Raw genomic sequence first — 23,514 nt, 5'->3', positions numbered from 1 at the left:
CCCTAAGCTGCGAACCCGTCGAGCCGGTCGAAGAGTGAACGGATGGTGCAAAAGTTCTGATGACTACATATTCCGCCGATACTGCCCGCCGACTTCAAACAATGCCGTGGTAATCTGCCCCAGCGAGCAATAACGCACTGCCTCTACCAGCACCGCAAACAGGTTTTCATTGGCAATCGCTGCCTGTTTCAACCGTGCCAGTATTGCCCCACTGCCCTGGCGGTTCCGTTCCTGAAATTCCCGCAACCGTCGTAATTGACTCTGCTTTTCCTCATCGGTGGATCGTGCCAATTCGACCGTCGCCTGCTCATGTTTGGCATTGGGATTGCGGAAGGTGTTGACACCCACGATAGGCAGTGATCCATCGTGTTTGCGGGTTTCGTAATACAGCGATTCTTCCTGAATCTTGCCGCGCTGATACCCGGTTTCCATCGCGCCCAATACCCCGCCGCGTTCGCTGATCCGCTCAAATTCCTGTAATACCGCCTCTTCCACCAAATCAGTCAATTCATCAATGATAAAGGCGCCCTGATTAGGGTTCTCGTTCTTCGCCAGTCCCCATTCCCGATTGATGATCAACTGCACCGCCAAAGCCCGCCGCACCGATTCATCAGTCGGCGTCGTTACTGCCTCATCATACGCATTGGTATGCAAGGAATTGCAGTTATCGTAAATGGCGATCAATGCTTGCAAGGTGGTGCGAATGTCGTTGAAATCCATTTCCTGAGCGTGCAGGGAGCGGCCTGAAGTCTGAATATGATATTTCAGCTTCTGGCTCCGCTCATTCGCACCGTATTTAGCGCGCATGGCGGTTGCCCAAATCCGCCGCGCTACTCGACCCATTACCGAGTATTCCGGGTCCATGCCGTTGCTGAAGAAGAACGACAGATTAGGGGCGAAATCGTCAATGTGCATTCCCCGAGCTAAATAGGCTTCAACGTAGGTGAAGCCATTGGCCAAGGTAAAAGCCAGTTGCGAAATCGGATTCGCTCCTGCTTCAGCGATGTGATAGCCGGAAATCGACACCGAATAGAAATTCTTGACGCCGTGATGGACAAAATACTCCTGAATATCTCCCATCATTTTTAGCGCGAACTCGGTAGAGAAGATGCAGGTATTTTGACCCTGATCTTCTTTAAGAATATCGGCCTGCACCGTGCCACGCACATTTGCCAATACCCATTCCCGGATTTTTTCAATCTCATTGTCGGTGGGCGGGCGGTGATTATCGCGCTCAAATTGATCGATCTGCTGGTCAAATGCAGTATTGAAGTACATCGCTAAAATCATCGGGGCCGGGCCGTTGATGGTCATCGACACCGATGTGGTCGGCGCACACAACTCAAAACCGGAATACAGCACCTTCAAATCATCCAGCGTGGCAATGGAAACCCCGGAATTGCCCACTTTTCCGTAAATATCGGGGCGCTCGTCCGGGTCGCAGCCATACAGCGTGACCGAATCAAAAGCGGTGGATAAGCGGGTGGCTTCGGCATGTTCGGACAGTTTCTTGAAGCGGCGATTGGTGCGGAACGGATCGCCTTCACCAGCGAACATCCGGGTGGGATCTTCATTCTCGCGCTTAAAGGCGAATACACCAGCGGTATAGGGGAAACTACCCGGTACATTTTCCAGCATCATCCAGCGCAGCAATTCACCATGATCTTCAAAACGCGGCAAGGCCACCTTGGGAATGCGGGTACCGGAGAGTGAACGGCTGGTGATTTGAGTGCGTAATTCCCGGTCGCGGATTTTTACCACATATTCATCACCGCTATAACTGGCTCGAACCTGTGGCCACATCTCTACCAACTTACGGGCGTGTGAATCCAGCTGCGACTCGATATTTTCCAGCAAGGGTTCCAGATCAGCCGTCGGCTTATGAGTGACTTCCAGCATTGCCTTGACTGCGTACAACTGCTGACGCTGGCGAATCAGCTTGACCTGTTCTTTCACCTGGCGATGATAGCCGCGCACGGTATCGGCAATTTCGGCCAGATAGCGGGATCGTGCTGGGGGTACAATAACGGTTTTACCGGTAGCGGCTTTATTTTCTACTTTCAACAACCGACCCGGTGGCAAATCCAAGCCTTGATCCCGCAATAATTCCACCACTCCCTGATAGAGCGCGGTCACGCCGTCATCATTAAAACGGGCGGCAATCGTGCCATAAACCGGCATTGCTTCCGGTGATTGACCAAAGGCTTGCCGATTACGCTGCACCTGCTTACGCACATCGCGCAGCGCGTCTTCTGCCCCTTTACGGTCAAACTTGTTAATCGCCACCCCATCGGCGAAATCCAGCATATCGATTTTTTCCAATTGCGAGGCCGCGCCGAATTCCGGCGTCATCACATACAACGACCGATCCACCAGCGGGACGATGGCGGCGTTGCCCTGACCAATGCCGGAAGTCTCAACAATCAGCAGATCAAAGCCGGCCAGCTTGCAGGCGGCCAGAATATCGCCCAGGGTTTCCGGGACTTCGCTGCCGGTGGCGCGCGTCGCCAGCGAGCGCATATACAGATTCGGGCCGGCGACGGCATTCATGCGGATGCGATCACCCAGTAATGCGCCGCCGGTTTTGCGCCGCGACGGATCAGCGGCAATCACCGCGATGTTCAGCCGGTCGTCCTGATCCAGCCGGAAGCGGCGCACCAGTTCATCGGTCAGCGACGACTTGCCGGAACCGCCGGTGCCGGTAATGCCGAGAACCGGTATCGCGCGCGTCTTGGCTTCGCGGAGAATCTGCTGGCGCAATTCGGGGGCCACCGTGCCGTTTTCCAACGCGGTAATCAGCCGGGCCAGCGCCCGCCAGTCACCGGCTTGAATCCCGTCGAGTGTTTTGGGGGCGTACTGACCAGGATCAACGTCGCAGAGGTTCAGCATGTGATCAATCATGCCCTGCAAACCCATCGCCTGGCCGTCTTCCGGGGAGAAGATGCGGGTCACGCCGTAGTCATGCAGCTCGTGAATTTCCGCCGGGACGATTACGCCGCCGCCGCCGCCAAACACCTTGATAGTGTCGCCGCCACGCGCACGCAGCAGATCAATCATGTATTTGAAAAACTCGACGTGGCCGCCCTGATAGGAGCTGATGGCGATGCCCTGCGCGTCCTCCTGCAAGGCCGCAGTCACCACTTCCTCCACCGAGCGGTTATGACCGAGATGGATCACTTCCGCACCGCTGGCCTGAAGGATGCGACGCATGATATTGACGGAGGCGTCATGACCATCGAACAGGCTGGTGGCGGTGACGAAGCGAATTTTGTGTCGGGGCCGGACTTGGTCAACCCCGGACATCGGGAGCCTGAGAGAGCTGATGACTGCGGACATGATCGAGATTCTCCTTGGGGATTGTTATGGGGGTTAATGATACGCCGTTGCGGTGCAGTGGCGAGAGACCGGGCTACACTATGCTCGTCTGAATCCACCCTGCCCGCTGCATGAAAACCGACAATCTGTTCTATCGTATTTTCAACATATTGCCGACTCTGGCTCTTGAACTGGCCGGCGTTACCGTCGCCAATCCGGGCGGCTACAGTTTTCGCGCCGAAGAGGTTAAACAAACCGCTTTCCGTCTCGATGGTCTATTGATCCCGCCGACCGACGATCCTGCTGCTCCGCTGATTTTTCTGGAAGCCCAGGCGCAATCCGACGATGATTTCTACGGGCGGTTTTTCTCGGAAATTTTCCTCTATCTCTACCGTAGCGTCCCCCGTCCATGCTGGCGGGCATTGGTGATTTACCCTCGACGCGCTATCGAACGGTCGGATCCGTGTTACTCCTCGCTGCTCACCCTGCCGGAAGTACAGCGGGTTTATCTGGAAGACCTTGCAAAGGCCTCTACACCCAGCCTTGGCATCCAATTGCTCCAACTGCTAATCGCCACGCCAGCCGCTGCGGCCCAACAAGGCCATCGCCTGGCGCAGCAAATTCGAATTGCCAGCGAACCCTCACCGTTGCCCCTGGCCGAGGCGCTGGATCTGATCGAAACCATCCTGGTCTATCGTCTACCCAAACTGACCCGTCAGGAGATTCAAGCCATGCTCGGATTTACCCACGCCGATCTCAAACAAAGCCGCTTTTATCAGGAAGTTTTCGCTGAAGGCCAGCAGGAAGGCCGGCAGGAAGGCCGACAGGAGGGCCGGCAGGAAGGCCGGCAGGAAGGCCGGCAGGAAGGCCGGCAGGAAGAATGTGTTGCGCTGGTGCTGCGCCTGATCAAACGCCGTTTCGGTCGTATTCCGGCGCAGCAATCCCGGCGGATTCGTCGCCTGTCCCTGGCCAACGCCGAGATTTTGGCGGAAGCGTTGCTCGACTTTCAGACCCTGGACGATCTCGCCGCCTGGCTGGCTGCTCAAGCCGATCCAGCCTCCTGAAGCCGCCATTGGAGCCTAGAGATGAAAGGGAACACGCTGACTGATGCTGTCGGAATCCAGCATTCGCCGGTTACCGAGTCTGCCCGTATTGTTTCGCTGGTGCCCAGCATTACCGAACTGCTGTTCGCATTGGGATTGGGTGAGCAAGTGGTCGGTCGCTCTCATTATTGTGTCCATCCGGCGTTGGCGGTCGCGGCGCTACCCAGTGTGGGCGGCACCAAGAAAATCAGGCATTCCCGGTTGCGGGCGCTGCGACCCAGCCATGTCATCCTGAACATTGACGAAAATCCCAAATTACTGGCGGATCAACTGGCTGATTATGTGCCGCAGATTATCGTGACTCATCCGCTAACCCCGGAAGACAACGTACCGCTCTATCGCCTGATTGGCAGTATTTTCAACCGTGGGGCCGAGGCGGAAACGCTGGCGGCAACATTCGAGCAGGCGCTGGCGGAACTGCGGCAAGTTGCTTGGCTCCGGCGGCGGGTGCTGTATTTGATCTGGCGCAAACCGTGGATGGGCGTGAGCCGGGACACTTATATTGCCCGGATGCTGGCATTGGTGGAGTGGGAGACGCTACCGGCGGAATCCGAGGCGCGCTATCCGGTGCTGGAACTGAATCGAGCGTTGCTGGATGCAGCAGATTTAGTCCTGTTCAGCAGCGAACCGTATCGATTCCAACCGGCCGATTTGAACGCCTTCGCCCGTACTTACGACTGCCCGCTGGAGAAATTGCGGTTGATCGACGGCGAAATGACCTCGTGGTACGGCAACCGGGCCATTGCGGGATTGGCTTATCTAGCGCGGTTTGCTAGTGAAAATTCACAACGGTCTGGCGCCATCTGTTCGATATGAGCCGCGCCCTGCTTGGAAGAAACAGCCCGTCCTTTCAAGGTGGAATCAAATCACTGCTTGTTGCAGAACTACCACAGCTTCTAAGCCAGCGGTGGGCGGATGAAATGCTGCACCGCCGCCAGAAACATGCCCTTGCGAATAGGCTTAGTCAGGTGGCCGGTACATCCGGCGTCCAGACTGCGATGCTCGACACCCCAGCCTACGCAATTACCGAAGCAGAACTATAACGCGATGTTCGACTTTTCGGATGATCGAGGATGGGATGGCGGCGCGGCATGGCGGTGTGAGATACGCTGAGAGGAGCCCACCATCGCAACGCTCCGGGAATGCCGTCATGCCGCTCGAAGACTTTATCATCACCGTATTTTGCTGGGTAGAAGAACACTGGGATTCGGTAATTGGGGGTCAGCGTCTGCGCCAGCGGGGTTTTGCCCCGAAGTTGACCGATAGCGAAGTGATCACGATGGAAGTGGTGGGTGAGTTTCTGGGACTGGATACCGATCTACCTCTTTGGCAGTACTTTCATCGGCATTGGCCCTCGTGGTTTCCGCAGTGGGGATCGCGCCCCACGTTCACTCCGCAGGCGGCCCATCTCTGGGCGATCAAGCCGGCTCTTCATCGGCGCTTGGTCATTGACTTGGGAGCAGTGACGGATCCGATTCATCTCGTGGACGGCTGTCCTCTGCCGTTAGGTGTCCTGACTCGCGCCCGACGTTACCGGTTGTTTTCCGGGCCGGCCGACTACGGCTACTGCGCCGCCAAAAAGCCGTATTACTCTGGGTTTCACGGCCATCGGATGGTCACCATTAATGGGGTGATCACCGGCGGGACGGTGACCCCGGCCTCCGCTGATGAACGTGAGGCTCTTTGGGATTTGACTGAGGGGATTCAGGGCTTGGTCATTGGGGATAAAGGCTACATTAGTGCCTTCCTGAAGCAAGAACTCGCCACTGCCCACATCGATCTGCAAACCCCGTTGCGGGCGAACAGGGCTGATCCCCGTACCCCAAGCGTCATTCAGCAACTGACCACCACCCGTCGCCTTGTCGAAACCGTCATTGCTCAACTCACGGGGTGGTTTCATTGGGGAAAAATCTGGGCGCGAGATCAGTGGCATCTGACGAGTCGGATAACGCGAAAGCTTTTGGCGCACACCCTGTGCATCTTCGTCAACCGGCTCCTCGGTCGGTCAGACCTCCAGTTTGAGGGCCTAATCGCCTGAAAAGTTGAACATCGCGCAACTATACTAACTTGTGGGTGGATTGGAAACCGAATGGATTGAGAACTCCAGATTGATATACCGGTAGAAAACGGTGAATCGGTGTCCCGAATACCGCACGACATTGACGAGCAATGAACCATGTGCAAACAACTATGGGCGGGCCGGCTGGTCATCGTGGCCGCGCTGGCGCTGAATGGCTGTTCCGGCGGGCGACCCCCGTTGAACCTGGGCGTGACCGAAGGCCGGCTGGCACCATGCCCGGATTCGCCGAATTGCGTTTCGTCGCAAGCCGCTGATGAAAACCAGCGGATCGAAGCCTTGCGCTACACCGGCGATACCACCCAAGCCCGAAACCGGCTGCTGGCCGTTCTCAACCGCATGGAGCGGGTACACCTCAGGCAGGCCGACGCCGATTACCTTCATGCCGAATTCAGCTCAGCGTGGTTCGGCTTCATAGACGATGTGGAATTTCAGTTCAACCCGCCCGGCGTGATCCAGGCGCGCTCGGCCTCGCGAACCGGATATTACGACTTCGGGGTCAACCGCGAGCGGGTAAACGCCATTCGCGCTCAATTTGACGCGCCTCGTTAGCTCACCCTGCCCCGTTGTCGCCGTGCCTCGAACAAAAAAATTCCCGCCGCCACCGACACATTCAGACTTTCCATGCTGCCCGTCATCGGAATTCGCGCCAGCCGGTCGCAAACCTCGCGGGTTAACCGTCGCAGCCCTTTCTCCTCCGCGCCCAGCACCATCGCAGTTGGCAGGGTGAAATCCACCGCGTAAAGGCTGGATTCCGCCTCGCCCGCTGCGCCGACCAGCCATACCCCCTGTTCTTGCAAACTGCGTAGCGTCCGCGCCAGGTTGGTGACTGCAATAAACGGGGTGATTTCCGCCGCTCCGCAGGCCACCTTACGCACCGTCGCATTCAAGCCGGCGGCGCGGTCGGCGGGGGCAATGACGGCATGAACGCCCGCCGCCGCCGCACTGCGCAAACAGGCGCCGAGATTGTGCGGGTCTTGCACTCCGTCCAGTACCAGCAATAAGGCTGGTTCACCCGCCGCTGCCAACAGTTCCGGTAAATCTGCTTCGTCATGGCTGCGCTGGCGCACCGCCAATCGGGCGACGATGCCTTGGTGATGTACGCTCCCACTCAGTCGATCCAGTTCCGCCCGGTCCGTCGGATGAATCGCTACCCCATGACTTGCCGCTTGATCCAGCAGCGCTTGCATCCGTGCATCGCGGCGCTGGCGTTCCACCCACAGCCCGCGCAGATGTTCCGGCTCATATTTCAGCGCCGCCGCGACCGCATGCAGCCCGTGAATCACTTCATCGCTCACTCGTAGTTATTCCTTGCGCCGGCCCCGATTCCAGCGATTGCGGCGGCCACTCTTCTCCTTCTCGCCGCGATCCTTAACATGGCGTTCCTGCTCTATCGGCTCGAAATCAATCTTGCGCTCGTCCAAATCCACCCGCGCCACCCGCACCTTTACGCTATCACCCAACCGGTAGATTTGCCCGGAACGCTCGCCGTGCAGACGATGCCCAACCGGATCAAATTGGTAGTAGTCATTGCGTAATGAGGTCACATGGATCAAGCCTTCCACGAACACCCCGCGCAGTTCCACGAACAGGCCAAAGCCGGTCACCCCGGTAATGATGCCATCGAAAGTTTGCCCGACCTTGTCCAGCATGAACTCGCACTTCAGCCATTCCACCGCGTCGCGCACCGCCTCATCCGCCCGCCGCTCGGTCATCGAGCAATGTTCGCCCAAGCCCAGCAAATCGGCATGGGTGTAGGCGAAATCCACCGGCTTACCGCCGTTAAGCAGGTGGCGGATGGCGCGATGCACCTGCAAATCGGGATAGCGGCGAATCGGCGAAGTGAAATGGGCGTAGGCATCCAGCGCCAGCCCAAAATGACCTACATTGCCGGGGTTATAAACCGCCTGAGCCAGCGAACGCAGCATCACCGTCTGAATCAGATGGGCGTCGGGCCGGTCACGAACCTGATTCAGCAAGCGGGTATAGTCTTGCGGCGAAGGCTTGTCGCCCCCCCCAAGTCCCAAACCCATTTCCCCCAGGAAGGCACGCAGCTTTTTTAAGCGGTCTTCGGCGGGACCTTCGTGAATCCGGTACAAGCCCGGCATCTTGTGACGTTGCAGAAACCGCGCCGCCGCTACATTCGCCATGATCATGCATTCCTCAATCAAGCGGTGGGCATCATTGCGCTCGGTCGGCAAAATGCGCTCGATCTTGCGATCCGCGCCGTACTCGATCACGGTCTCCTGAGTGTCAAAGTCCATCGCCCCGCGCTGCTCCCGCACCGCCCGCAACACCTGATACAACTCGTACAGCCGGTCCAGATGCGGAACCAGTTCGGCATACTCAGCGCGAACCCGTGGATCGCGGTCGGCGACCATAGCGGCCACGGTGTCGTAAGTCAGCCGAGCTTGAGATCGCATTACCGCTTCGGCGAAGCGCGAACGGATCATCCGACCCTCACCATTGAAGGTCATTTCACAGACCATGCACAGCCGATCCACGTCCGGCTTCAACGAACACAAGCCGTTGGACAGCGCCTCCGGCAGCATCGGAATGGCGCGGTCGGGGAAATACACCGAATTGCCACGTTTGCGCGCTTCCTGATCCAGCGCCGTGTCCGGGCGCACATACGCCGACACATCAGCAATCGCCACCAATAACCGCCAGTTAGCCCCGCGCCGCTCGCAATACACCGCATCGTCAAAATCGCGGGCAGTGATCCCATCAATCGTCACCAGCGCCGTCCCGCGTAAATCCCAGCGCCCCTGGCTAACCGATTCCGGCACCGTCTCGCCGTAACGATGCGCTTCCTCGACTACGGCATCCGGCCATTCCACCGGGATGCCGTGGCTGGCAATCGCGATGCGGATTTCCATCCCCGGGGCCATGTGTTCGCCCAGCACTTCCTTAACCCGACCCAGCGGCCGACTGTGCGCACCCGGCTGCTCGATCAACTCGACGATGACAATCTGCCCGGCCTGGGCTTCGCCGCGTCCTTCCGGCGGCACCATGATGTCTTGGTTAATTCGCTTGTTATCGGGGATGACGAAGCAGGCCCCGTGTTCCTCGCTGAAACGCCCCACTACCGTTTCGGTATTGCGTTCCAGCACCTCGACCACCGCGCCCTCGCGGCGCCCCCGGTAATCCAGGCCGATGACCCGCGCCACCGCCCGGTCGCCGTGCAGCAGCTTTTTCATCTGCCGGGGCGACAGGAACAGGTTGTCGCCGCCTTCGTCGGGAATCAAAAACCCGTGACCTTCGGAATGACCGATAACCCGGCCGGTCACCAGATTCATCTTAGTGACCAAGCCATAGCCTTCGCGGCGGTTGCGGATCAGTTGCCCATCCCGCTCCATCGCCCGCAACCGGCGGGACAGGGCTTCGATCTCCCAGTCGTCATCCATCCGCCACTCGGCGCGGAGTTCGTCCAAGGTGATCGGCATCCCCCGTTCGGTCAGGTAGTGCAGGATGAACTCCCGGCTGGGAGAGGCGCGCCCGTATTTTTCCTGCTCGCGGGCCAGAAAAGGGTCCATCTGCCGCCAGGAATCCGGTTTTTTATTGCTCATAAATTATTACCTTGCAACTCCGTTGCCATAGGGATGAAGGGAAACAATTGACAGTTTGGGGAGCAATCCGTATAGTCCGCTCCCGTTGTCACCCGCCTGTGGCTTGGCAACAATGCCGAAGTGGCGGAACTGGTAGACGCGCTAGGTTCAGGTCTTAGTTGGGGAAACCCAGTGGAGGTTCAAGTCCTCTCTTCGGTACCAGATTGAAAAGAAGGCCCGGTTAATTGCCGGGCCTTCTGCTGTTCAGGGCCAATCTCACCCGGCAAATGGATCGCGCAACACGATGGTGTCAACCCGATCCGGCCCGGTGGAAATAATATCAATAGGCGTATCGGTCAACTCCTCGATGCGCTTTAGGTAGGCCCGGGCGGCAACCGGCAATTCCTCGTATCGCCGCACCCCTACGGTTGATTCCCGCCAGCCCGGCATTTCCTCATAAACCGGCTCGCAGGCGGCCAGCGCCTCCGCGCCGAGCGGCGCATGATCCAGCCGCTCCGACCCGCACTGATAGCCGACGCACATCTGGATGCTGTCCAGCCCATCCAGCACGTCCAGCTTGGTTACGCACAGCCCCGATACGCTGTTATTCACAATCGAGCGGTGCAGGGCCACGGCGTCGAACCAGCCGCAGCGCCGCCGCCGTCCGGTAGTCGCGCCAAACTCGTGACCGCGCTCGGCCAGATATTCGCCGGTCTCGTCGAACAGTTCGGTTGGGAATGGCCCACTGCCGACCCGGGTGGTGTACGCCTTGGTAATGCCCAGCACATAATCCAGATAGCGCGGCCCCAAGCCAGTGCCGGTCGCCGCGCCGCCCGCCGTGGTATTGGAGGAAGTGACGTAAGGATAGGTACCGTGGTCGATGTCCAGCATCGCGCCTTGCGCGCCCTCAAATAGCATGTTGTCACCGCGCCGACGGTGAGTCTCCAGCAACCCGGTGACATCCGCCATCAGCGGTCGCAAGCGTTCAGCCATAACCAAGGTCTCATCCAGCACCTTCTGGAAATCCACCGGATCGGTCTGAAAATAGCGTTGCAACACGAAGTTATGAAAATCCAGCACCTCGCCCAATTTGGCGGCGAAGCGCTCCCGATGAAACACATCGGCCAGCCGCACCGCACGCCGCGATACCTTGTCCTCGTAAGCCGGCCCGATACCGCGCCCAGTGGTACCAATCGCCCGCTCGCCCCGCGCCTTCTCACGCGCCTGATCCAGCGCAATATGATAGGGCAGGATCAGCGGGCACGCCTCACTAATCCGCAGTCGCGCCATCACATCCACGCCCCGGTTTTCCAGTTCATCAATCTCGGTCAGCAACGCGGTCGGCGACAGCACCACGCCATTGCCGATTAGACACTGCACCCCGGCGCGCAGGATGCCGGAGGGAATCAGATGCAGCACCGTCTTTTGGCCGTCGATCACCAGGGTATGACCGGCGTTATGCCCACCTTGGAACCGCACCACAGCTGCGGCGTTCTCGGTCAGCAGATCGACGATCTTGCCTTTGCCCTCATCGCCCCATTGCGCGCCAATGACGACTACATTCTTGCCCATGTTGGTTTCCTGATGGCTTTTCAAAAAATACTCTGGCTCAGGCAACCGCCTCTGCCAGCGGGATGACGATCCACGCTTGCTCTCGCCGAACCAGCACCCGATCACAGCCCAAATCCCGTGGCTCCACGTCCGCGCCCGGCAAGGCCCGAATCACCCGCTCGCCCTGAGCGCGCAATTCCGCCACCCGTTGATCCAGCGCTGCATCCGCCAGCGACGGCGCGTAAATGCCTGAGCCGGAGGTTGTTGGGGTCGAACCCAGCAGCAACAACGTCGCCAGATCAGTGCTAAACCCGGTGGCGGGTCGGGCGCGGCCAAACACCTGGCCGATTTCATCGTAACGCCCGCCCTGGGCAACGGCCTGCCCCTGTCCCGGCACATAGGCGGCGAACACTACACCGGTGTGATAGTGATAACCCCGCAACTCGGCCAGATCGACGTGAATCGGCAGTTCCGGCCACTGTTGCCGCAACGCCGTCACCAGTCGCCGTAACGTCGCCAAGGCTTCACCGACACCCCTACCGGCATCAGCCAAGCGCAACTCGGCCTCATCCAGCACTTCCGTTCCACCATTTAATTCCGCCAGCGCTAAAAGCAGATCGGTGTTAGGGACTGGTAGCGCCCACGCCGCCAGGTACTGGCGAATTTCAGGTAGCGCCTGGCGTTGCAGCGCCTCGAACAACAGCGCCTCGCGTTCCCGATCCAGTCCGGCCAGTCGCACCAGCTCACGGAAAATCGCGACATGCCCCAAATCCAGATGTACCTCATTGACGCCCGCCACCGCCAGAGTTTCCAGCATCAGCGTCAGCACTTCTAAATCGCTCTCGTGACCGCGATGACCGTACAGTTCCACCCCGGCCTGATACGGACTGCGGGAACCGCCGAAGCCGTCGACGCGGGTTCGCAACACCAGCCCCATGTAGCACAGCCGGGTTGGCCCAGGGCGTTTGATCAGATGGGCATCCATGCGCGCCACCTGCGGAGTCATGTCCGCCCGGACCCCCATCATCCGCCCGCTGAGCTGATCGGTCAGCTTGAAGGTCTGGAGTTCCAAATCGTCGCCAGCGCCGGTCAGCAACGATTCCAAAAACTCAATCAGCGGTGGGATCACCAGTTCGTAGCCCCAGCGGGCGTATAAATCCAGCAGTTCGCGGCGCAGCCGTTCCAGCCGACGGGCCGCAGGCGGCAGAAGTTCTTCGATACCTTCAGGCAAAAGCCAGCGGTCTTGAGTCGTCATGGCAGGTGTGGTTAGCGAATCGTTGGGCGGGAAGGTGAGCGAATGAGCCAGAAATCAACTTCAGCGGAAGAAGTACAGCACCAGCAATCCCAGCGCCATGCTGGCCAACCCGGCAAACCGCAGTATGCGGTCCTCCAGTTGGGCCATTTGCAGCAGGGTATGACGCAGGGCTTGCGGGCTGAGGAACGGCAGAACACCTTCCAGCACCAGCATCAGCCCGAATGCCGCCAGCAGTTCATCCCACATGGCGGCGTTCGGAATCTGGCGCAGCGCGACTGATTAGGTCAGTCGTGCTCATTGCGCCTGGTTGAAGTAGCGGAAGAACTGGAAATCCGGCTGCAATATCAGCATATCGTCCTTGGAGCCAAAGCTTTGCCGGTAGGCCGCCAGGCTGCGATGGAAGCTGTAGAAATCCGGGTTCTTGCCGTAAGCCTGGGCGTAGATGTCGGTGGCCTGGGCGTCACCCTCGCCGCGTTGTCGCTCGGCGTCGCGATATGCCTCAGCCAGCAACACTGTACTCTGCCGATCCGCATCGGCGCGGATCCGCTCAGCCGCCTCGCCGCCTCGCGAGCGAAAATCCTTGGCTACTCGCAACCGTTCCGCTTTCATCCGGCTGAACACGGAATTGCTGACATCCGCTGGCAGATCGATCCGCTTGATCCGCACGTCTACCGAAGCAATGCCTAATTGCGTAGCCTGTTCCTTGAGCAACTGGCTCAAGGTTTCCATAATCTGATCACGGTCACCGGACACCACTTCCTGAATGGTGCGTTTGCTGAACTCGCTACGCAGACCGTCCTTGACGATCTGATCGAGCCGCACATTAGCCTGGGTTGGATCGCCGCCCACCGCCGTGTAGAACCGCAACGCATCTTCGATCCGCCACATGGCGAAGGAATCTACGATCACATTCTTCTTCTCAGCGGTCAGAAACCGCTCCGGTTCGGTATCCAGTGTCTGCAACCGCCGGTCAAACTTGCGGACATTGTTGATGAGCGGCCATTGCCAGTGCAGCCCCGGCTTGTAGTTGGCTTCAACAATCTCACCCAACTGGAAGCGGAGGGCGGTTTGGGTTTCATCCACAGTAAACAGGGACATCGCCAGTAGAACCACACTGGCGGCCATGATCCCTAACAGGGCGTTACGGGATACGGGCAATGGGGATAGCGGAGCCATCAGCGTACCTCCCGGGAACGATTCAAATCGCGCAAACGGCTGGCGGCGGCGCTGCCATCCACCGACGTCGACGAAGAGGCCGGCAGCACCTCGGTCACGGGGCCGCCCGCAGCACTGCTACCCGCCGCAGGTGGCGTCTCTCCAGATTTGAGCAGTCGATCCAGCGGCAAATACAACAAGTTATTGGTCCCCTTCACATCCACCAGCACCTTGCTGGAACGTGACAGCACCGCTTCCAGCGTTTCCAGATAAAGCCGCTCGCGGGTTATCTCTGGCGCTTTCTGATAAGCCGCCTGCAATTGATCAAAGCGGCTGGCCTCACCCTGAGCTTGAGCGATCACCTGTTCCTTGTAAGCCGACGCTTCTTGCAGCCGCCGCGCCGACTGGCCGCGTGCCCGGGGGATCACCTCATTGGAGTAAGCTTCGGCTTCATTCTTTAGCCGCTGCTCGTCCTCCCGCGCCTTGATGGCGTCGGCGAAAGCGTCCTGCACCTCTTCGGGCGGTTGAGCATCCTGAAGCACCACCGTCACAATATGCAGACCGGCATCATAGCTGTTCAGAATCCGCTGGCTCAGAGTCTTAATATCGGCAACGACAGTACTGCGACCCTCGGTCAGAACGAAATCCATGGTGCTCTTACCGATAGTTTCGCGGGCGGCGCTCTCCACTACCTGTACCAGCACACCCTCCGGATCGAGTACGCTGAACAGGTAGGCGCGGGGATCGCTAATCTGGTATTGCACCGCCATCCGCACATCAACGATGTTTTCATCCTGGGTCAGCATCAGCGCTTCCTTGGGTACGGTGCGCACCGCCGGTTGCCGCGCCCCGCCACTGCCAGAGCGATAGCCAATTTCCCGGAAGCGGCGCTGCTCGAGATTCACAATCTCGACCCGATCAATCGGGAACAGTCGTAGATGCGGGCCGGGCAGGGTAGTTTCCAGATAACGCCCGAACCGCAGTACGACGCCACGCTCGCCTTCGTTGACGATGTAAATGCTGGCGATCAACCAGCCGATCACCGCAATAACACCTATGATCAGGCCGATGCCGACAAAGCCGGAACCTGATCCGCCGGGGCCATTGCCACCGCTGTTTCCACCACGCCGACCACCCAGCAAGAGACTGAGTTTGTCCGACAATTTGCGGATGATTGCATCCAGATCGGGCGGTCCCTGCTCGCGTCCCCCACCACTCCAGGGATCGCGATTGCCGCCACCTGGTTCATTCCAGGCCATGTCGTACCTCAAAGTCGTCAGATAGATATTGTTGACGCCGCCGGGATGTCAAAACCCGAACGCACCCATTCCGCCCGTAAGCCTTCCCGGCGGCATAACCAATCCACATTACCACGCGACGTGTGCACTTCGATCAGCCATTCACCCGTCGGTTCCATTTGTTCGGCTACCACTGCACCCAAATCGAACAGCTTGGCGCGCAAGCGGGCTGCTGCGGGTGGCAGGCACAGCCAGCCATGCACTGTATCACCCTGTAACCGTTCAGCCAGCGCTGTCATCAGCACGTCAATCCCTGCGCCGGTGACCGCCGACACCCACACCGCCCGCACCTGACCGTCGGCGTCGCGTTCCAGCCGGGGCGACTCGCTGCTCAAATCAATTTTGTTGAAAATCTGGAGTTGCGGCACTGCGGTTGCGCCGATTTCCGCCAGTACCGCCTCGACGTGTTCGATCACTGCATCCCGGTCGGGATGGCTGGCGTCAATCACATGCAGTAGTAAACGGGCCTCGCAGGTTTCCCGCAACGTCGAGCGGAATGCTGCGACCAGTTCATGCGGCAGGCGATTGATGAAACCCACCGTATCGGCTAACACCACCGGTTCCGCACCCGGCAAATCCAGCCGCCGCAGGGTCGGATCCAGGGTAGCGAACAACTGGTCAGCCGCGTAGACACCCGCTTGGGTTAAGGCATTGAACAGAGTGGATTTACCGGCATTAGTGTAACCGACCAGCGAGACGGTCGGCAGATCAGCTTTGCGTCGCGCCCGTCGTCCCTGCTCACGCTGCCGGTCAACCCGGTCCAGCCGCAGGCGAAGTTGCCGGATACGATCAGCCAGGAGACGCCGGTCGGTTTCCAACTGAGTTTCACCAGGACCCCGTAAACCGATACCGCCGCGCTGCCGTTCCAAGTGAGTCCAGCCCCGCACCAGCCGGGTAGACAAATGTCGCAATTGTGCCAGCTCTACTTGCAGCTTGCCTTCAAAGCTCCGCGCCCGCTGCGCGAAAATATCCAGAATCAAACCGGTGCGATCCACGACACGGCATTGCAGAAGCGCTTCCAGATTGCGCTCCTGACCGGGCGACAAGGCATGGTCAAAGAGGACCAATTCTGCCCCCGTTTCCTGGATTGTCGTGCGGATTTCCTCAGCCTTGCCGCTGCCCACGAACAGGCGTGGATCCGGCGCTTTCCGATGTCCACTGATCAAGGCGACGCACTCCGCACCCGCCGAAATCGCCAGATCCCGGAACTCGGCGCGATCCTGGTCTTCGTCGCCGGCTCTATCCAGCAGCAGATGCACTAGAACAGCACGTTCACCCCCGCACGGGCGCTCGAACAAACCACCTACCGCGCCCGTCAGAGAGACTCACCGTTGACGCCGCTTTCATCTGTCGCCAGATTCAGCCGCACATTGCGCACCGGTACGACCGTGGAAATCGCGTGCTTGTAAATCATTTGACTGACGCTGTTTTTAAGCAGCACGACGAACTGATCGAAAGATTCAATCTGGCCTTGCAACTTGATGCCATTCACCAGATAGACCGAAACGGGAATTCGTTCCTTGCGCAAGGCGTTGAGGAACGGCTCCTGTAGGGAATGACCTTTTGCCATCATGCACTCTCCCTTGTTGTTATGAGACTGAAGAAGATACATCGCAAACGAGTTCATCACGACTCGATAAAGCTTAAAAAGCGGATAGCACCTGGCAAAATGCGAGCCTGTTCTTCAAGACGCCCGCCGGATGATCGGTTCACTACCTTTATGATTATATTGCCCATTGGAATGTCAAAGATGGTGTGGACTTGCATTTTAACATAACCCATCGGGCATATTCCTAAAAAACCGGTGCGTGTCAAGGTAAGCAATCGCGTGTTCCAGCAAACGGCTGGAATTACTGTCCAGCCAAGCGGCGTCAGGTTCTGCACGCAGCCAGGTCAGTTGCCGCTTGGCGAACTGGCGGGTGGCCGCGATACCGGACTCGATCAGCGCCACGTCATCCAGAACGCCATCCAGATAGTTCCACACCTGCCGATAGCCCACCGCACGCATCGCAGGTTTATCCAGGTCGAGGTCACCCCGTGCCTTCAAGCGTGTTACTTCGGTGATGAAACCCTGTTCCAGCATGGATAGGAACCGGCATTTGATACGCTCATGCAATACGGGTCTATCTGGAGCCAGAATCAGTTTAACGATTCGGAACGGCAAAGGTTCGTTATACGGATGGGCGCAAAGTTCCGTCAGTGACCGACCGGTTAATTCATGTACTTCGAGTGCCCGCTGAATCCGTTGTGTATCGTGGGGATGAATACGCGCTGCCGCCATTGGGTCAATTTGCGCCAAGCGGAGATGCAGGGCTACGCTGCCCTGCTCCACGAATTCCGCTGCCAGCCGGGCGCGAAGCACCGGATCAGCAGAGGGTAAGGTCGCCAGTCCCCGTTCCAGCGCCCGAAAGTAAAGCATGGTCCCACCGACCAGTAGCGGCACTCGCCCGTCCGCCTGAATAGCGGCGATTTCACGCTGGGCATCGGTTCGGAACTGGCCGGCGGAATAGGCTTGAGCCGGATCGAGAATATCGAGCAGCCGGTGGGGAGCGATGCGGCGAGTGGCTTCGTCAGGCTTGGCGGTGCCGATGTCCATACCCTGATAAACCAGCGCCGAATCTACACTGATGATTTCAAACGGAAACCGCTGCACCAGATCGACCGCCAGCGCCGTTTTTCCCGACGCCGTCGGTCCCATCAGGAACAGTACGGGTGGACGTGGATCAGCGCCAGTCATGATTCTCTAAATCCAAGCGGGAGTTCCGGGTAAAAGTGAGGTGAGGTTTTGGATTCAGGATGAGGAGTGGCTTGGAAAGACGGGCTACGGGCGCTGGTGGATACGGCTACTCAGTAGAGCGAATAACGAGGAGGCTCCCCGGATAGCGGTACTCCTGATCCGGGCGTTTCCGGTTCGTTCGAGGACAGGCGGCTGGGGTCTTTTAATGGCGCCCGCCCCGCCGCCGCGCCCGAACGGCGTCAAATTTCGACCAGCGTACCCAACTCGACGACGCGGTTGGTGGGAATGCGGAAGAAGTCAGTGGCGCTCTGCGCGTTGCGCAGCATCCAGATGAAGAGGAGTTCGCGCCATAACATCATCGGCGGCGCCAGCTTGGGCACCACTACTTCCCGGCTGAGGAAGAACGAGGTTTTGTCGAGGTCAAACGCGAGACCCTTCTCTGCGCACGCCTCCAGCGCCTTGGGAATGTCTGGCTGCTCCATGAAGCCATAGCGTATAAACACCCGGTAGAAACTCTTGTCGAGGTCAACAATTTCGATCCGGTTCGCATCTGCGACATACGGTATTTCAGCGGTGAGGACGGTGACCAGCACGTTGCGGGCGTGCAGCACCTCGTTATGCTTGATGTTGTGTAGCAGCGCCGAGGGTGCGCCTTCGGGCCGGCTGGTCAGGTAGACGGCGGTGCTGCTGACCCGCTTTAGCAGCGTATTTTCGATAGAACGGATGAACTGGTCGAGGGGCATGGTCAAATTGCCCATCTCCTGAAACAGGAGATGTCTGCCGCGTCGCCAAGTAGTCAGCGTGGTAAAGGATACCAGGGCGATGGCGACGGGGAACCAGCCACCCTGTAGCAGTTTGATGGCGTTGGCAGAGAAGAAAGCGATATCCACCAGCAGCAAGCCAGCGAGCAGGGGCGCGGCGAGCCAGGGATTCCAGCGCCAGGCGAGGAACACGACAAACGACACCAAAACGGTGTCGATCATCATGGTGCCGGTGACTGCGATCCCATACGCCGCTGCAAGATTGCTGGAAGATTGGAAACCGAACACCAGCGCCATGACTGCGAGGTAGAGCGTCCAGTTAGTAAATGGAACGTAGATCTGCCCAGCTTCCATGTAGGAGGTGTGTACGATCCGCATCCGTGGCAGATAACCGAGTTGGACAGCCTGCCGCGCCACCGAGAACGCCCCCGAGATCACGGCTTGCGAGGCGATCACCGTCGCCGCTGTCGCCAGCACTACCATGGGCACCAGCGCCCAGCCGGGCGCCAGCAGATAGAAGGGACTCTGAATCGCGGTCGGATCCTTGAGCAACAGGGCACCTTGTCCGTAGTAGTTCAGGACCAGCGCGGGCAGCACGAAGCAGAACCAGGCGACGCGGATCGGGAATTTACCGAAATGTCCCATGTCGGTATACAGCGCCTCGCCACCGGTCACCGAAAGGACGATGGCACCGAGCGCAAGGAAGCTGTTCCAGGGATCATGGATCAGAAAATTTAACGCATATAACGGGTTGAGTGCAGACAGCACGGCTGGGGCTTCCCACACGCTGATCGCGCCGAGCACCGCGAGTATGCCAAACCAGGCACACATGACCGGGCCGAAGAATTGTCCGACGACGCCGGTGCCATGCCGCTGAATCCAGAACAGGGCGGTTAGGACCACGGCGGTGATCGGCAGCACATATTCCTTGAACTGCGGCGCGACCACTTCCAGCCCCTCGACCGCGCTGAGTACCGAGATGGCCGGGGTGATCATGCTGTCGCCGTAGAACAGCGCGGCGGCGAAGATGCCGAGCATGGTCACAAACCATGTGACTCGCGAGTTCTTGGTCAACTCTGTCACTCGGGCCAGCAGCGCCAGACTGCCGCCTTCGCCGCGGTTGTCGGCACGCATAATGATGGCGACATACTTCAAGGTGACCAGCGCCATGATGGTCCAGAAGATCAGCGACAGCACGCCGAGGATGCTGGCTGGCTCCACCGTCATGGGGTGATGCCCGGCGAAGGTTTCCTTGAGTGCGTAAAGCGGGCTGGTGCCAATATCCCCAAACACGACCCCAATCGCGCCAACAATGAGTGCCGACGAGCGGCTCTTGTTTTCATTCGCGGACATCGCGCTACCCTCCCGATGGGTCGTTATTTGAATCCCGGACGGTTCCACAGGCATCACCTGAACCAGCAATGGTGCAGCGCATCATAGGCGGCGACTGAGGTGAAATCAATGGTGATAATGATGTGATGCGCAGGGCTGAGCGAGGTGGGAAACTAAGAGACTGTCTAAAAACTAAGTTATTGATCTGCTTAATGGTGGAGTCGGGTTAAAACTGGCTAGAAGCGGGTTCCGCGCTAAATTTTTGTTCAAAATCAATGGCGAGTTTTGCGACAGTCTCTAAGGTGGGAGCGACTTATGTTGCAGTCCTGCCGGTGTTTAGCGTCCGCGCCGGAACAGCCGATCCAGTTCCTCCAGCGTCAACTGCGCCCAGGTCGGTCGGCCGTGATTGCACTGGCTGCCATGATCGGTACGCTCCATGTCGCGCAACAGGGCGTTCATCTCCAGCAGGTTGAGTGGACGATTGGCACGCACCGCACTGTGACAGGCGAGGCTGGCGAGTACATCCAGGATCACCCGCTCCAGACGGTTACTGGCCTCATGCGCCGCCAGATCGGCCAGCATGTCGCGCACCAGCCCGGCAATCTCCAGTCCGGCCAGCAGGGTTGGAATTTGCCGCACCGCCCCGGTTTCCGGCCCCAGCACCGCCACATCCAAGCCCGCCTGAGCAAACAACGCACCATATTCCTCGATCAGTTGGCGCTCGCGTGGCCCGACCGCAAACGTCACCGGAACCATCAGGATTTGCGTTTGGACGCGACCTTGCGCCAGCGCGGTTTTCATCTGCTCATACAGGATGCGTTCGTGAGCGGCATGCATATCCACCACGACCAGCCCGGCGGAGTTCTCAGCCAGCACATAGCAGCCGTGCAATTGCGCCAGTGCGTAGCCTAATGGCGGTGATTCCACAATCGCGGCGGGTTCCGTCGCCGCTACTGCCGGTGTGGAGGCGTGAAGCTGACCATACACCGCCAACCGCTCCTGAATCTGCGGCGACACCCGCTGTTGCTCACGGTCGGCCTCACCGCCGAATCCGCTGCCAAATCCACCCGCAGGCCACGCCCGCAGGCCAACTTGAGTCACTGGCGCTGGTGCAGTTCCGGGTCGCACCTCTGCCAGCGTAGCCTGCACCATCCGGCGAACGCCTTCATGGATTAGCGCCGACTCGCGGAAGCGCACTTCATGCTTGGCGGGATGAACATTGACATCCAGCGCTGCCGGTTCCAGTTCCAGATGCAGCACCAGCACCGGATGGCGGCCTTGGGGGAGGATATCCTGATACGCCTGCCGTACTGCATGGGCGAGAGTCCGATCCCGCACCGGCCGGCCATTGACGAAGAAGTATTGCTGATCCGGTTGGGCACGGGACACCGCCGGCAAGCCGAGCCAACCCCATAGATGCAAACCGGTTTCGTTGCGGTCGAGAAATACGCTGGCGGCAGCGAACGTCCGGCCCAGCAGTTCGGCCAGCCGGCGGGATTGCGCCGCGCCATCTGCAGCCGGGTCCAGGTCCAGCACCATGCGCTGGTTATGCCACAGGCCGAAACCCACTGTGAACCGGCTCAAGGCCAAGCGGCGCATGCTGTCTTCAATGTGGCCGAATTCAGTGCGCTCGCCGCGCAAAAACTTGCGGCGGGCCGGGACGTTGAAAAACAGATCGCGCACCTCCACCGTGGTTCCGACCGGATGCGGCGCGGGCAGCGGTTCGCCGATGGCATCGCCGCCGTCGCCGGCTACCCGCCAGGCGGTGTCCTGATCCGGAACGCGGGTCGTCAGGGTCAGCCGCGCCACCGAAGCGATGCTGGGTAACGCTTCCCCACGAAAGCCCAGACTGGAAACGTGCTGGAGATCGTCAAAGCGGGTGATTTTGCTGGTGGCGTGGCGAGTCAGCGCCAGTGCCAGATCGTCGGGATGGATGCCGGAACCGTTATCGCGAATCCGGATCAAGCGGATACCGCCCTGTTCCACTTCAACCGTAATCCGGGTGGCACCGGCGTCCAGGCTGTTTTCCAGCAGTTCCTTGACCACCGAGGCGGGACGTTCAACGACCTCGCCGGCGGCGATCTGGCTGACCAGTTGCGGTGACAACCGCTGGATACGCGCACTCATCATCAGGGGAATCCTGCGATGGGAGGTTGAAGCGATCCGGGAGTAGTAGCAAAGACGCTGCCGCTCCCAGCCCCGCTTACTTGATGACCTTCTGCAAGGTTTCCAGCACTTGCCGGGCGCCGGACGAACTGTCGGGTTGATCGCTGGCGCTGCGCACGACGACGACGGTTTGCCCGCTCTGACCCGCCAGGCGCAGCCGATAACGGGTTCCCTGCGCTGGCGCATCCGGTTTGCCACGCCAGAATGCCAGTTTGGAGAAAAATCCCTCCTCGCCCGGTTTCTGGTTTTCTTTTTCGGGATCGCGGTACTCGACCACATAGAGACCTTGGCCGCGATTCTGCTCCTCCACCGCGTAATTACTGCTATCCAGCGCCAAACCTACCAAACGCCAGGAGCGGGAATAGTCTTCGTTGATGAGCAACTGGCTTTCTCCGCCCTGCTCGACCAGGCGCACCCGAGGTCCCGTTGTTGCCCCCGCTTTGGCTTGCTGCACCTCGGCGCGCTTCTCTGATGCCCCCAGATAAACCGTCAGCCGGTTGAGCATCTCGGCTTCCAGCTCAGGATTCGGGGGGCGCCGCTGCCAGATGTAGATATTGGTGGAGCTGGCGCTGGTGCCCCCCGCCGCCACCTCCTCCACCCCGGAATGGCTCAGGTAGACTTCGGTGCGCTTGCCATCCGCAGTCCGTTCCAGCCGGGTTCGGAACTTATCCCGGGTGGGCGCTGAATAGAGGATATCCAGATATTTTTTCAGGAGCGCACGCACCCCGTCCTGAGGAATATCCGCACGATTCTCTACCCAGTCGGTTTCCATGATACCGATAGTCGGATCATCGCGCTTCAGGGCAAAGCCGTTGCTGATCCAGAACTCGCGCACCTTGGGCCAGACCTGATCCGGCAGCGCCGTGATCACCAGCCAGCGCTGGTTACCGTCTTGCTCCAAAGTGATACCGGGTTGTGGTGGCAGTACCGACTCCGCCTTTTTGATTTGCTGTTGTTGCCCACCGCCACGCTCGCTGGAGTAAGCCGACAGGCTGGCGGAACCGGTGGGAGTGATCTCTGGCACTACCAGGGTGTCATCAATGGTGGAGGAGGTGAGATCAGGCGGCACCTCCAGTTTTGATGTCACCTTGCTCTGGCGGTAGTCCGGCCGACGATCGGGCAGCAGCGTATCGAAGTTGGTGGAGCAGGCAGTCAGCGCGGTCAACGCGGTCAGCGTCGCAGCGCGCCTCAAGGGAGAAGGAAAGCGTATCGTCAT

Annotated in this window: 19 protein-coding genes and 1 tRNA gene; 6 read left to right on the top strand and 14 right to left on the bottom strand. The window is 59.2% G+C overall.

The window, feature by feature from the left end; translation table 11 throughout:
* Positions 1-63: 63 nt before the first annotated feature.
* Positions 64-3,303 (bottom strand): fused isobutyryl-CoA mutase/GTPase IcmF, encoded by a 3,240-nt coding sequence (gene icmF, locus BN874_RS03140; RefSeq protein WP_034430806.1) that lies wholly within the window; start codon positions 3,301-3,303, stop codon positions 64-66.
* 143 nt (positions 3,304-3,446) lie between these two features.
* Here icmF and BN874_RS03135 point away from each other — a divergent pair, with 143 nt between their 5' ends.
* From BN874_RS03135 to BN874_RS03115, 5 genes are all read left to right on the top strand, one after another.
* Positions 3,447-4,379 carry an Rpn family recombination-promoting nuclease/putative transposase gene (locus tag BN874_RS03135; RefSeq protein WP_034430781.1) on the top strand — a complete coding sequence of 311 codons (933 nt, stop codon included), beginning with the start codon at positions 3,447-3,449 and terminating at the stop codon, positions 4,377-4,379.
* 21 nt (positions 4,380-4,400) lie between these two features.
* Positions 4,401-5,234, top strand: coding sequence for a helical backbone metal receptor (locus BN874_RS03130; RefSeq protein ID WP_034430780.1), 834 nt, complete (start codon positions 4,401-4,403; stop codon positions 5,232-5,234).
* Positions 5,231-5,461, top strand: coding sequence for a hypothetical protein (locus tag BN874_RS25330; RefSeq protein WP_034430779.1), 231 nt, complete (start codon positions 5,231-5,233; stop codon positions 5,459-5,461). Before BN874_RS03130 ends, BN874_RS25330 begins: the two co-directional genes overlap by 4 nt.
* 107 nt (positions 5,462-5,568) lie before the next feature.
* Positions 5,569-6,456, top strand: a complete 888-nt coding sequence (locus BN874_RS03120) for an IS982 family transposase (protein ID WP_034430778.1) — start codon at positions 5,569-5,571, stop codon at positions 6,454-6,456.
* Between the two features lie 138 nt (positions 6,457-6,594).
* The gene (locus tag BN874_RS03115; protein ID WP_034430776.1) at positions 6,595-7,047 is read left to right on the top strand and encodes a DUF1499 domain-containing protein; all 453 of its coding nucleotides are present in this window, start codon (positions 6,595-6,597) and stop codon (positions 7,045-7,047) included.
* On the opposite strand, the gene rlmB is transcribed toward BN874_RS03115, so the two are convergent.
* Both rlmB and rnr read right to left on the bottom strand, forming a co-directional pair.
* Complete coding sequence (gene rlmB, locus BN874_RS03110; protein ID WP_034430774.1) at positions 7,044-7,793, bottom strand: 23S rRNA (guanosine(2251)-2'-O)-methyltransferase RlmB; 750 nt, start codon at positions 7,791-7,793, stop codon at positions 7,044-7,046. The genes BN874_RS03115 and rlmB overlap by 4 nt on opposite strands.
* 6 nt (positions 7,794-7,799) lie before the next feature.
* Entirely contained in the window at positions 7,800-10,064 is a 2,265-nt protein-coding gene (gene rnr / locus BN874_RS03105) for a ribonuclease R (protein WP_034430773.1), read from the bottom strand.
* Positions 10,065-10,178: 114 nt separating this feature from the next.
* On the opposite strand from rnr, the gene BN874_RS03100 reads away from it, so the two are divergent.
* Positions 10,179-10,265, top strand: a tRNA-Leu gene (locus BN874_RS03100).
* A 54-nt stretch (positions 10,266-10,319) separates the two neighbouring features.
* Here BN874_RS03100 and BN874_RS03095 read toward each other — a convergent pair.
* The 11 genes from BN874_RS03095 to bamC all read right to left on the bottom strand — a co-directional run bounded on the left by BN874_RS03095 (position 10,320) and on the right by bamC (position 23,514).
* Positions 10,320-11,615, bottom strand: a complete 1,296-nt coding sequence (locus BN874_RS03095) for an adenylosuccinate synthase (protein ID WP_034430772.1) — start codon at positions 11,613-11,615, stop codon at positions 10,320-10,322.
* A 37-nt stretch (positions 11,616-11,652) separates the two neighbouring features.
* On the bottom strand, positions 11,653-12,849 hold the full coding sequence (locus BN874_RS03090; protein WP_034430770.1) for an ATP phosphoribosyltransferase regulatory subunit: 1,197 nt from the start codon (positions 12,847-12,849) through the stop codon (positions 11,653-11,655).
* Positions 12,850-12,909: 60 nt separating this feature from the next.
* Positions 12,910-13,095 carry a DUF2065 domain-containing protein gene (locus BN874_RS03085; RefSeq protein ID WP_034430769.1) on the bottom strand — a complete coding sequence of 62 codons (186 nt, stop codon included), beginning with the start codon at positions 13,093-13,095 and terminating at the stop codon, positions 12,910-12,912.
* A gap of 48 nt (positions 13,096-13,143) precedes the next feature.
* Positions 13,144-14,025, bottom strand: a complete 882-nt coding sequence (gene hflC / locus BN874_RS03080; RefSeq protein ID WP_051497349.1) for a protease modulator HflC — start codon at positions 14,023-14,025, stop codon at positions 13,144-13,146.
* Positions 14,025-15,263, bottom strand: coding sequence for an FtsH protease activity modulator HflK (gene hflK, locus BN874_RS03075; RefSeq protein ID WP_034430768.1), 1,239 nt, complete (start codon positions 15,261-15,263; stop codon positions 14,025-14,027). The genes hflC and hflK overlap by 1 nt, the downstream gene beginning before the upstream one ends.
* 17 nt (positions 15,264-15,280) lie before the next feature.
* Positions 15,281-16,600 carry a ribosome rescue GTPase HflX gene (gene hflX / locus BN874_RS03070; protein ID WP_034430767.1) on the bottom strand — a complete coding sequence of 440 codons (1,320 nt, stop codon included), beginning with the start codon at positions 16,598-16,600 and terminating at the stop codon, positions 15,281-15,283.
* A 17-nt stretch (positions 16,601-16,617) separates the two neighbouring features.
* Complete coding sequence (hfq, locus tag BN874_RS03065) at positions 16,618-16,872, bottom strand: RNA chaperone Hfq (RefSeq protein ID WP_034430766.1); 255 nt, start codon at positions 16,870-16,872, stop codon at positions 16,618-16,620.
* A gap of 198 nt (positions 16,873-17,070) precedes the next feature.
* Entirely contained in the window at positions 17,071-18,039 is a 969-nt protein-coding gene (miaA, locus tag BN874_RS03060) for a tRNA (adenosine(37)-N6)-dimethylallyltransferase MiaA (protein ID WP_051497348.1), read from the bottom strand.
* A gap of 239 nt (positions 18,040-18,278) precedes the next feature.
* On the bottom strand, positions 18,279-20,153 hold the full coding sequence (locus BN874_RS03055) for a potassium transporter Kup (RefSeq protein WP_034430765.1): 1,875 nt from the start codon (positions 20,151-20,153) through the stop codon (positions 18,279-18,281).
* Positions 20,154-20,468: 315 nt separating this feature from the next.
* Entirely contained in the window at positions 20,469-22,262 is a 1,794-nt protein-coding gene (gene mutL / locus BN874_RS03050) for a DNA mismatch repair endonuclease MutL (RefSeq protein ID WP_230314311.1), read from the bottom strand.
* Positions 22,263-22,335: 73 nt separating this feature from the next.
* Entirely contained in the window at positions 22,336-23,514 is a 1,179-nt protein-coding gene (bamC, locus tag BN874_RS03045; RefSeq protein WP_034430764.1) for an NlpB/DapX family lipoprotein, read from the bottom strand.

This window comes from Candidatus Contendobacter odensis Run_B_J11, from assembly GCF_000531125.1.
In the GTDB taxonomy this organism is placed as follows: Bacteria; Pseudomonadota; Gammaproteobacteria; order Competibacterales; family Competibacteraceae; genus Contendibacter; species Contendibacter odensensis.
Note: the sequence above shows the minus strand (reverse complement) of the source record. Positions and strands in the feature narration are given on the sequence as shown.

What these genes read in the sequence shown, in the direction of transcription:
- icmF (WP_034430806.1), bottom strand. Translation starts at nt 3,303, where the DNA reads ATGTCCGGGGTTGACCAAGTCCGGCCCCGACACAAAATTCGCTTCGTC.
- BN874_RS03135 (WP_034430781.1), top strand. Translation starts at nt 3,447, where the DNA reads ATGAAAACCGACAATCTGTTCTATCGTATTTTCAACATATTGCCGACT.
- BN874_RS03130 (WP_034430780.1), top strand. Translation starts at nt 4,401, where the DNA reads ATGAAAGGGAACACGCTGACTGATGCTGTCGGAATCCAGCATTCGCCG.
- BN874_RS25330 (WP_034430779.1), top strand. Translation starts at nt 5,231, where the DNA reads ATGAGCCGCGCCCTGCTTGGAAGAAACAGCCCGTCCTTTCAAGGTGGA.
- BN874_RS03120 (WP_034430778.1), top strand. Translation starts at nt 5,569, where the DNA reads ATGCCGCTCGAAGACTTTATCATCACCGTATTTTGCTGGGTAGAAGAA.
- BN874_RS03115 (WP_034430776.1), top strand. Translation starts at nt 6,595, where the DNA reads ATGTGCAAACAACTATGGGCGGGCCGGCTGGTCATCGTGGCCGCGCTG.
- rnr (WP_034430773.1), bottom strand. Translation starts at nt 10,064, where the DNA reads ATGAGCAATAAAAAACCGGATTCCTGGCGGCAGATGGACCCTTTTCTG.
- BN874_RS03095 (WP_034430772.1), bottom strand. Translation starts at nt 11,615, where the DNA reads ATGGGCAAGAATGTAGTCGTCATTGGCGCGCAATGGGGCGATGAGGGC.
- BN874_RS03090 (WP_034430770.1), bottom strand. Translation starts at nt 12,849, where the DNA reads ATGACGACTCAAGACCGCTGGCTTTTGCCTGAAGGTATCGAAGAACTT.
- BN874_RS03085 (WP_034430769.1), bottom strand. Translation starts at nt 13,095, where the DNA reads ATGTGGGATGAACTGCTGGCGGCATTCGGGCTGATGCTGGTGCTGGAA.
- hflC (WP_051497349.1), bottom strand. Translation starts at nt 14,025, where the DNA reads ATGGCTCCGCTATCCCCATTGCCCGTATCCCGTAACGCCCTGTTAGGG.
- hflK (WP_034430768.1), bottom strand. Translation starts at nt 15,263, where the DNA reads ATGGCCTGGAATGAACCAGGTGGCGGCAATCGCGATCCCTGGAGTGGT.
- hfq (WP_034430766.1), bottom strand. Translation starts at nt 16,872, where the DNA reads ATGGCAAAAGGTCATTCCCTACAGGAGCCGTTCCTCAACGCCTTGCGC.
- miaA (WP_051497348.1), bottom strand. Translation starts at nt 18,039, where the DNA reads ATGACTGGCGCTGATCCACGTCCACCCGTACTGTTCCTGATGGGACCG.
- BN874_RS03055 (WP_034430765.1), bottom strand. Translation starts at nt 20,153, where the DNA reads ATGTCCGCGAATGAAAACAAGAGCCGCTCGTCGGCACTCATTGTTGGC.
- mutL (WP_230314311.1), bottom strand. Translation starts at nt 22,262, where the DNA reads ATGATGAGTGCGCGTATCCAGCGGTTGTCACCGCAACTGGTCAGCCAG.
- bamC (WP_034430764.1), bottom strand. Translation starts at nt 23,514, where the DNA reads ATGACGATACGCTTTCCTTCTCCCTTGAGGCGCGCTGCGACGCTGACC.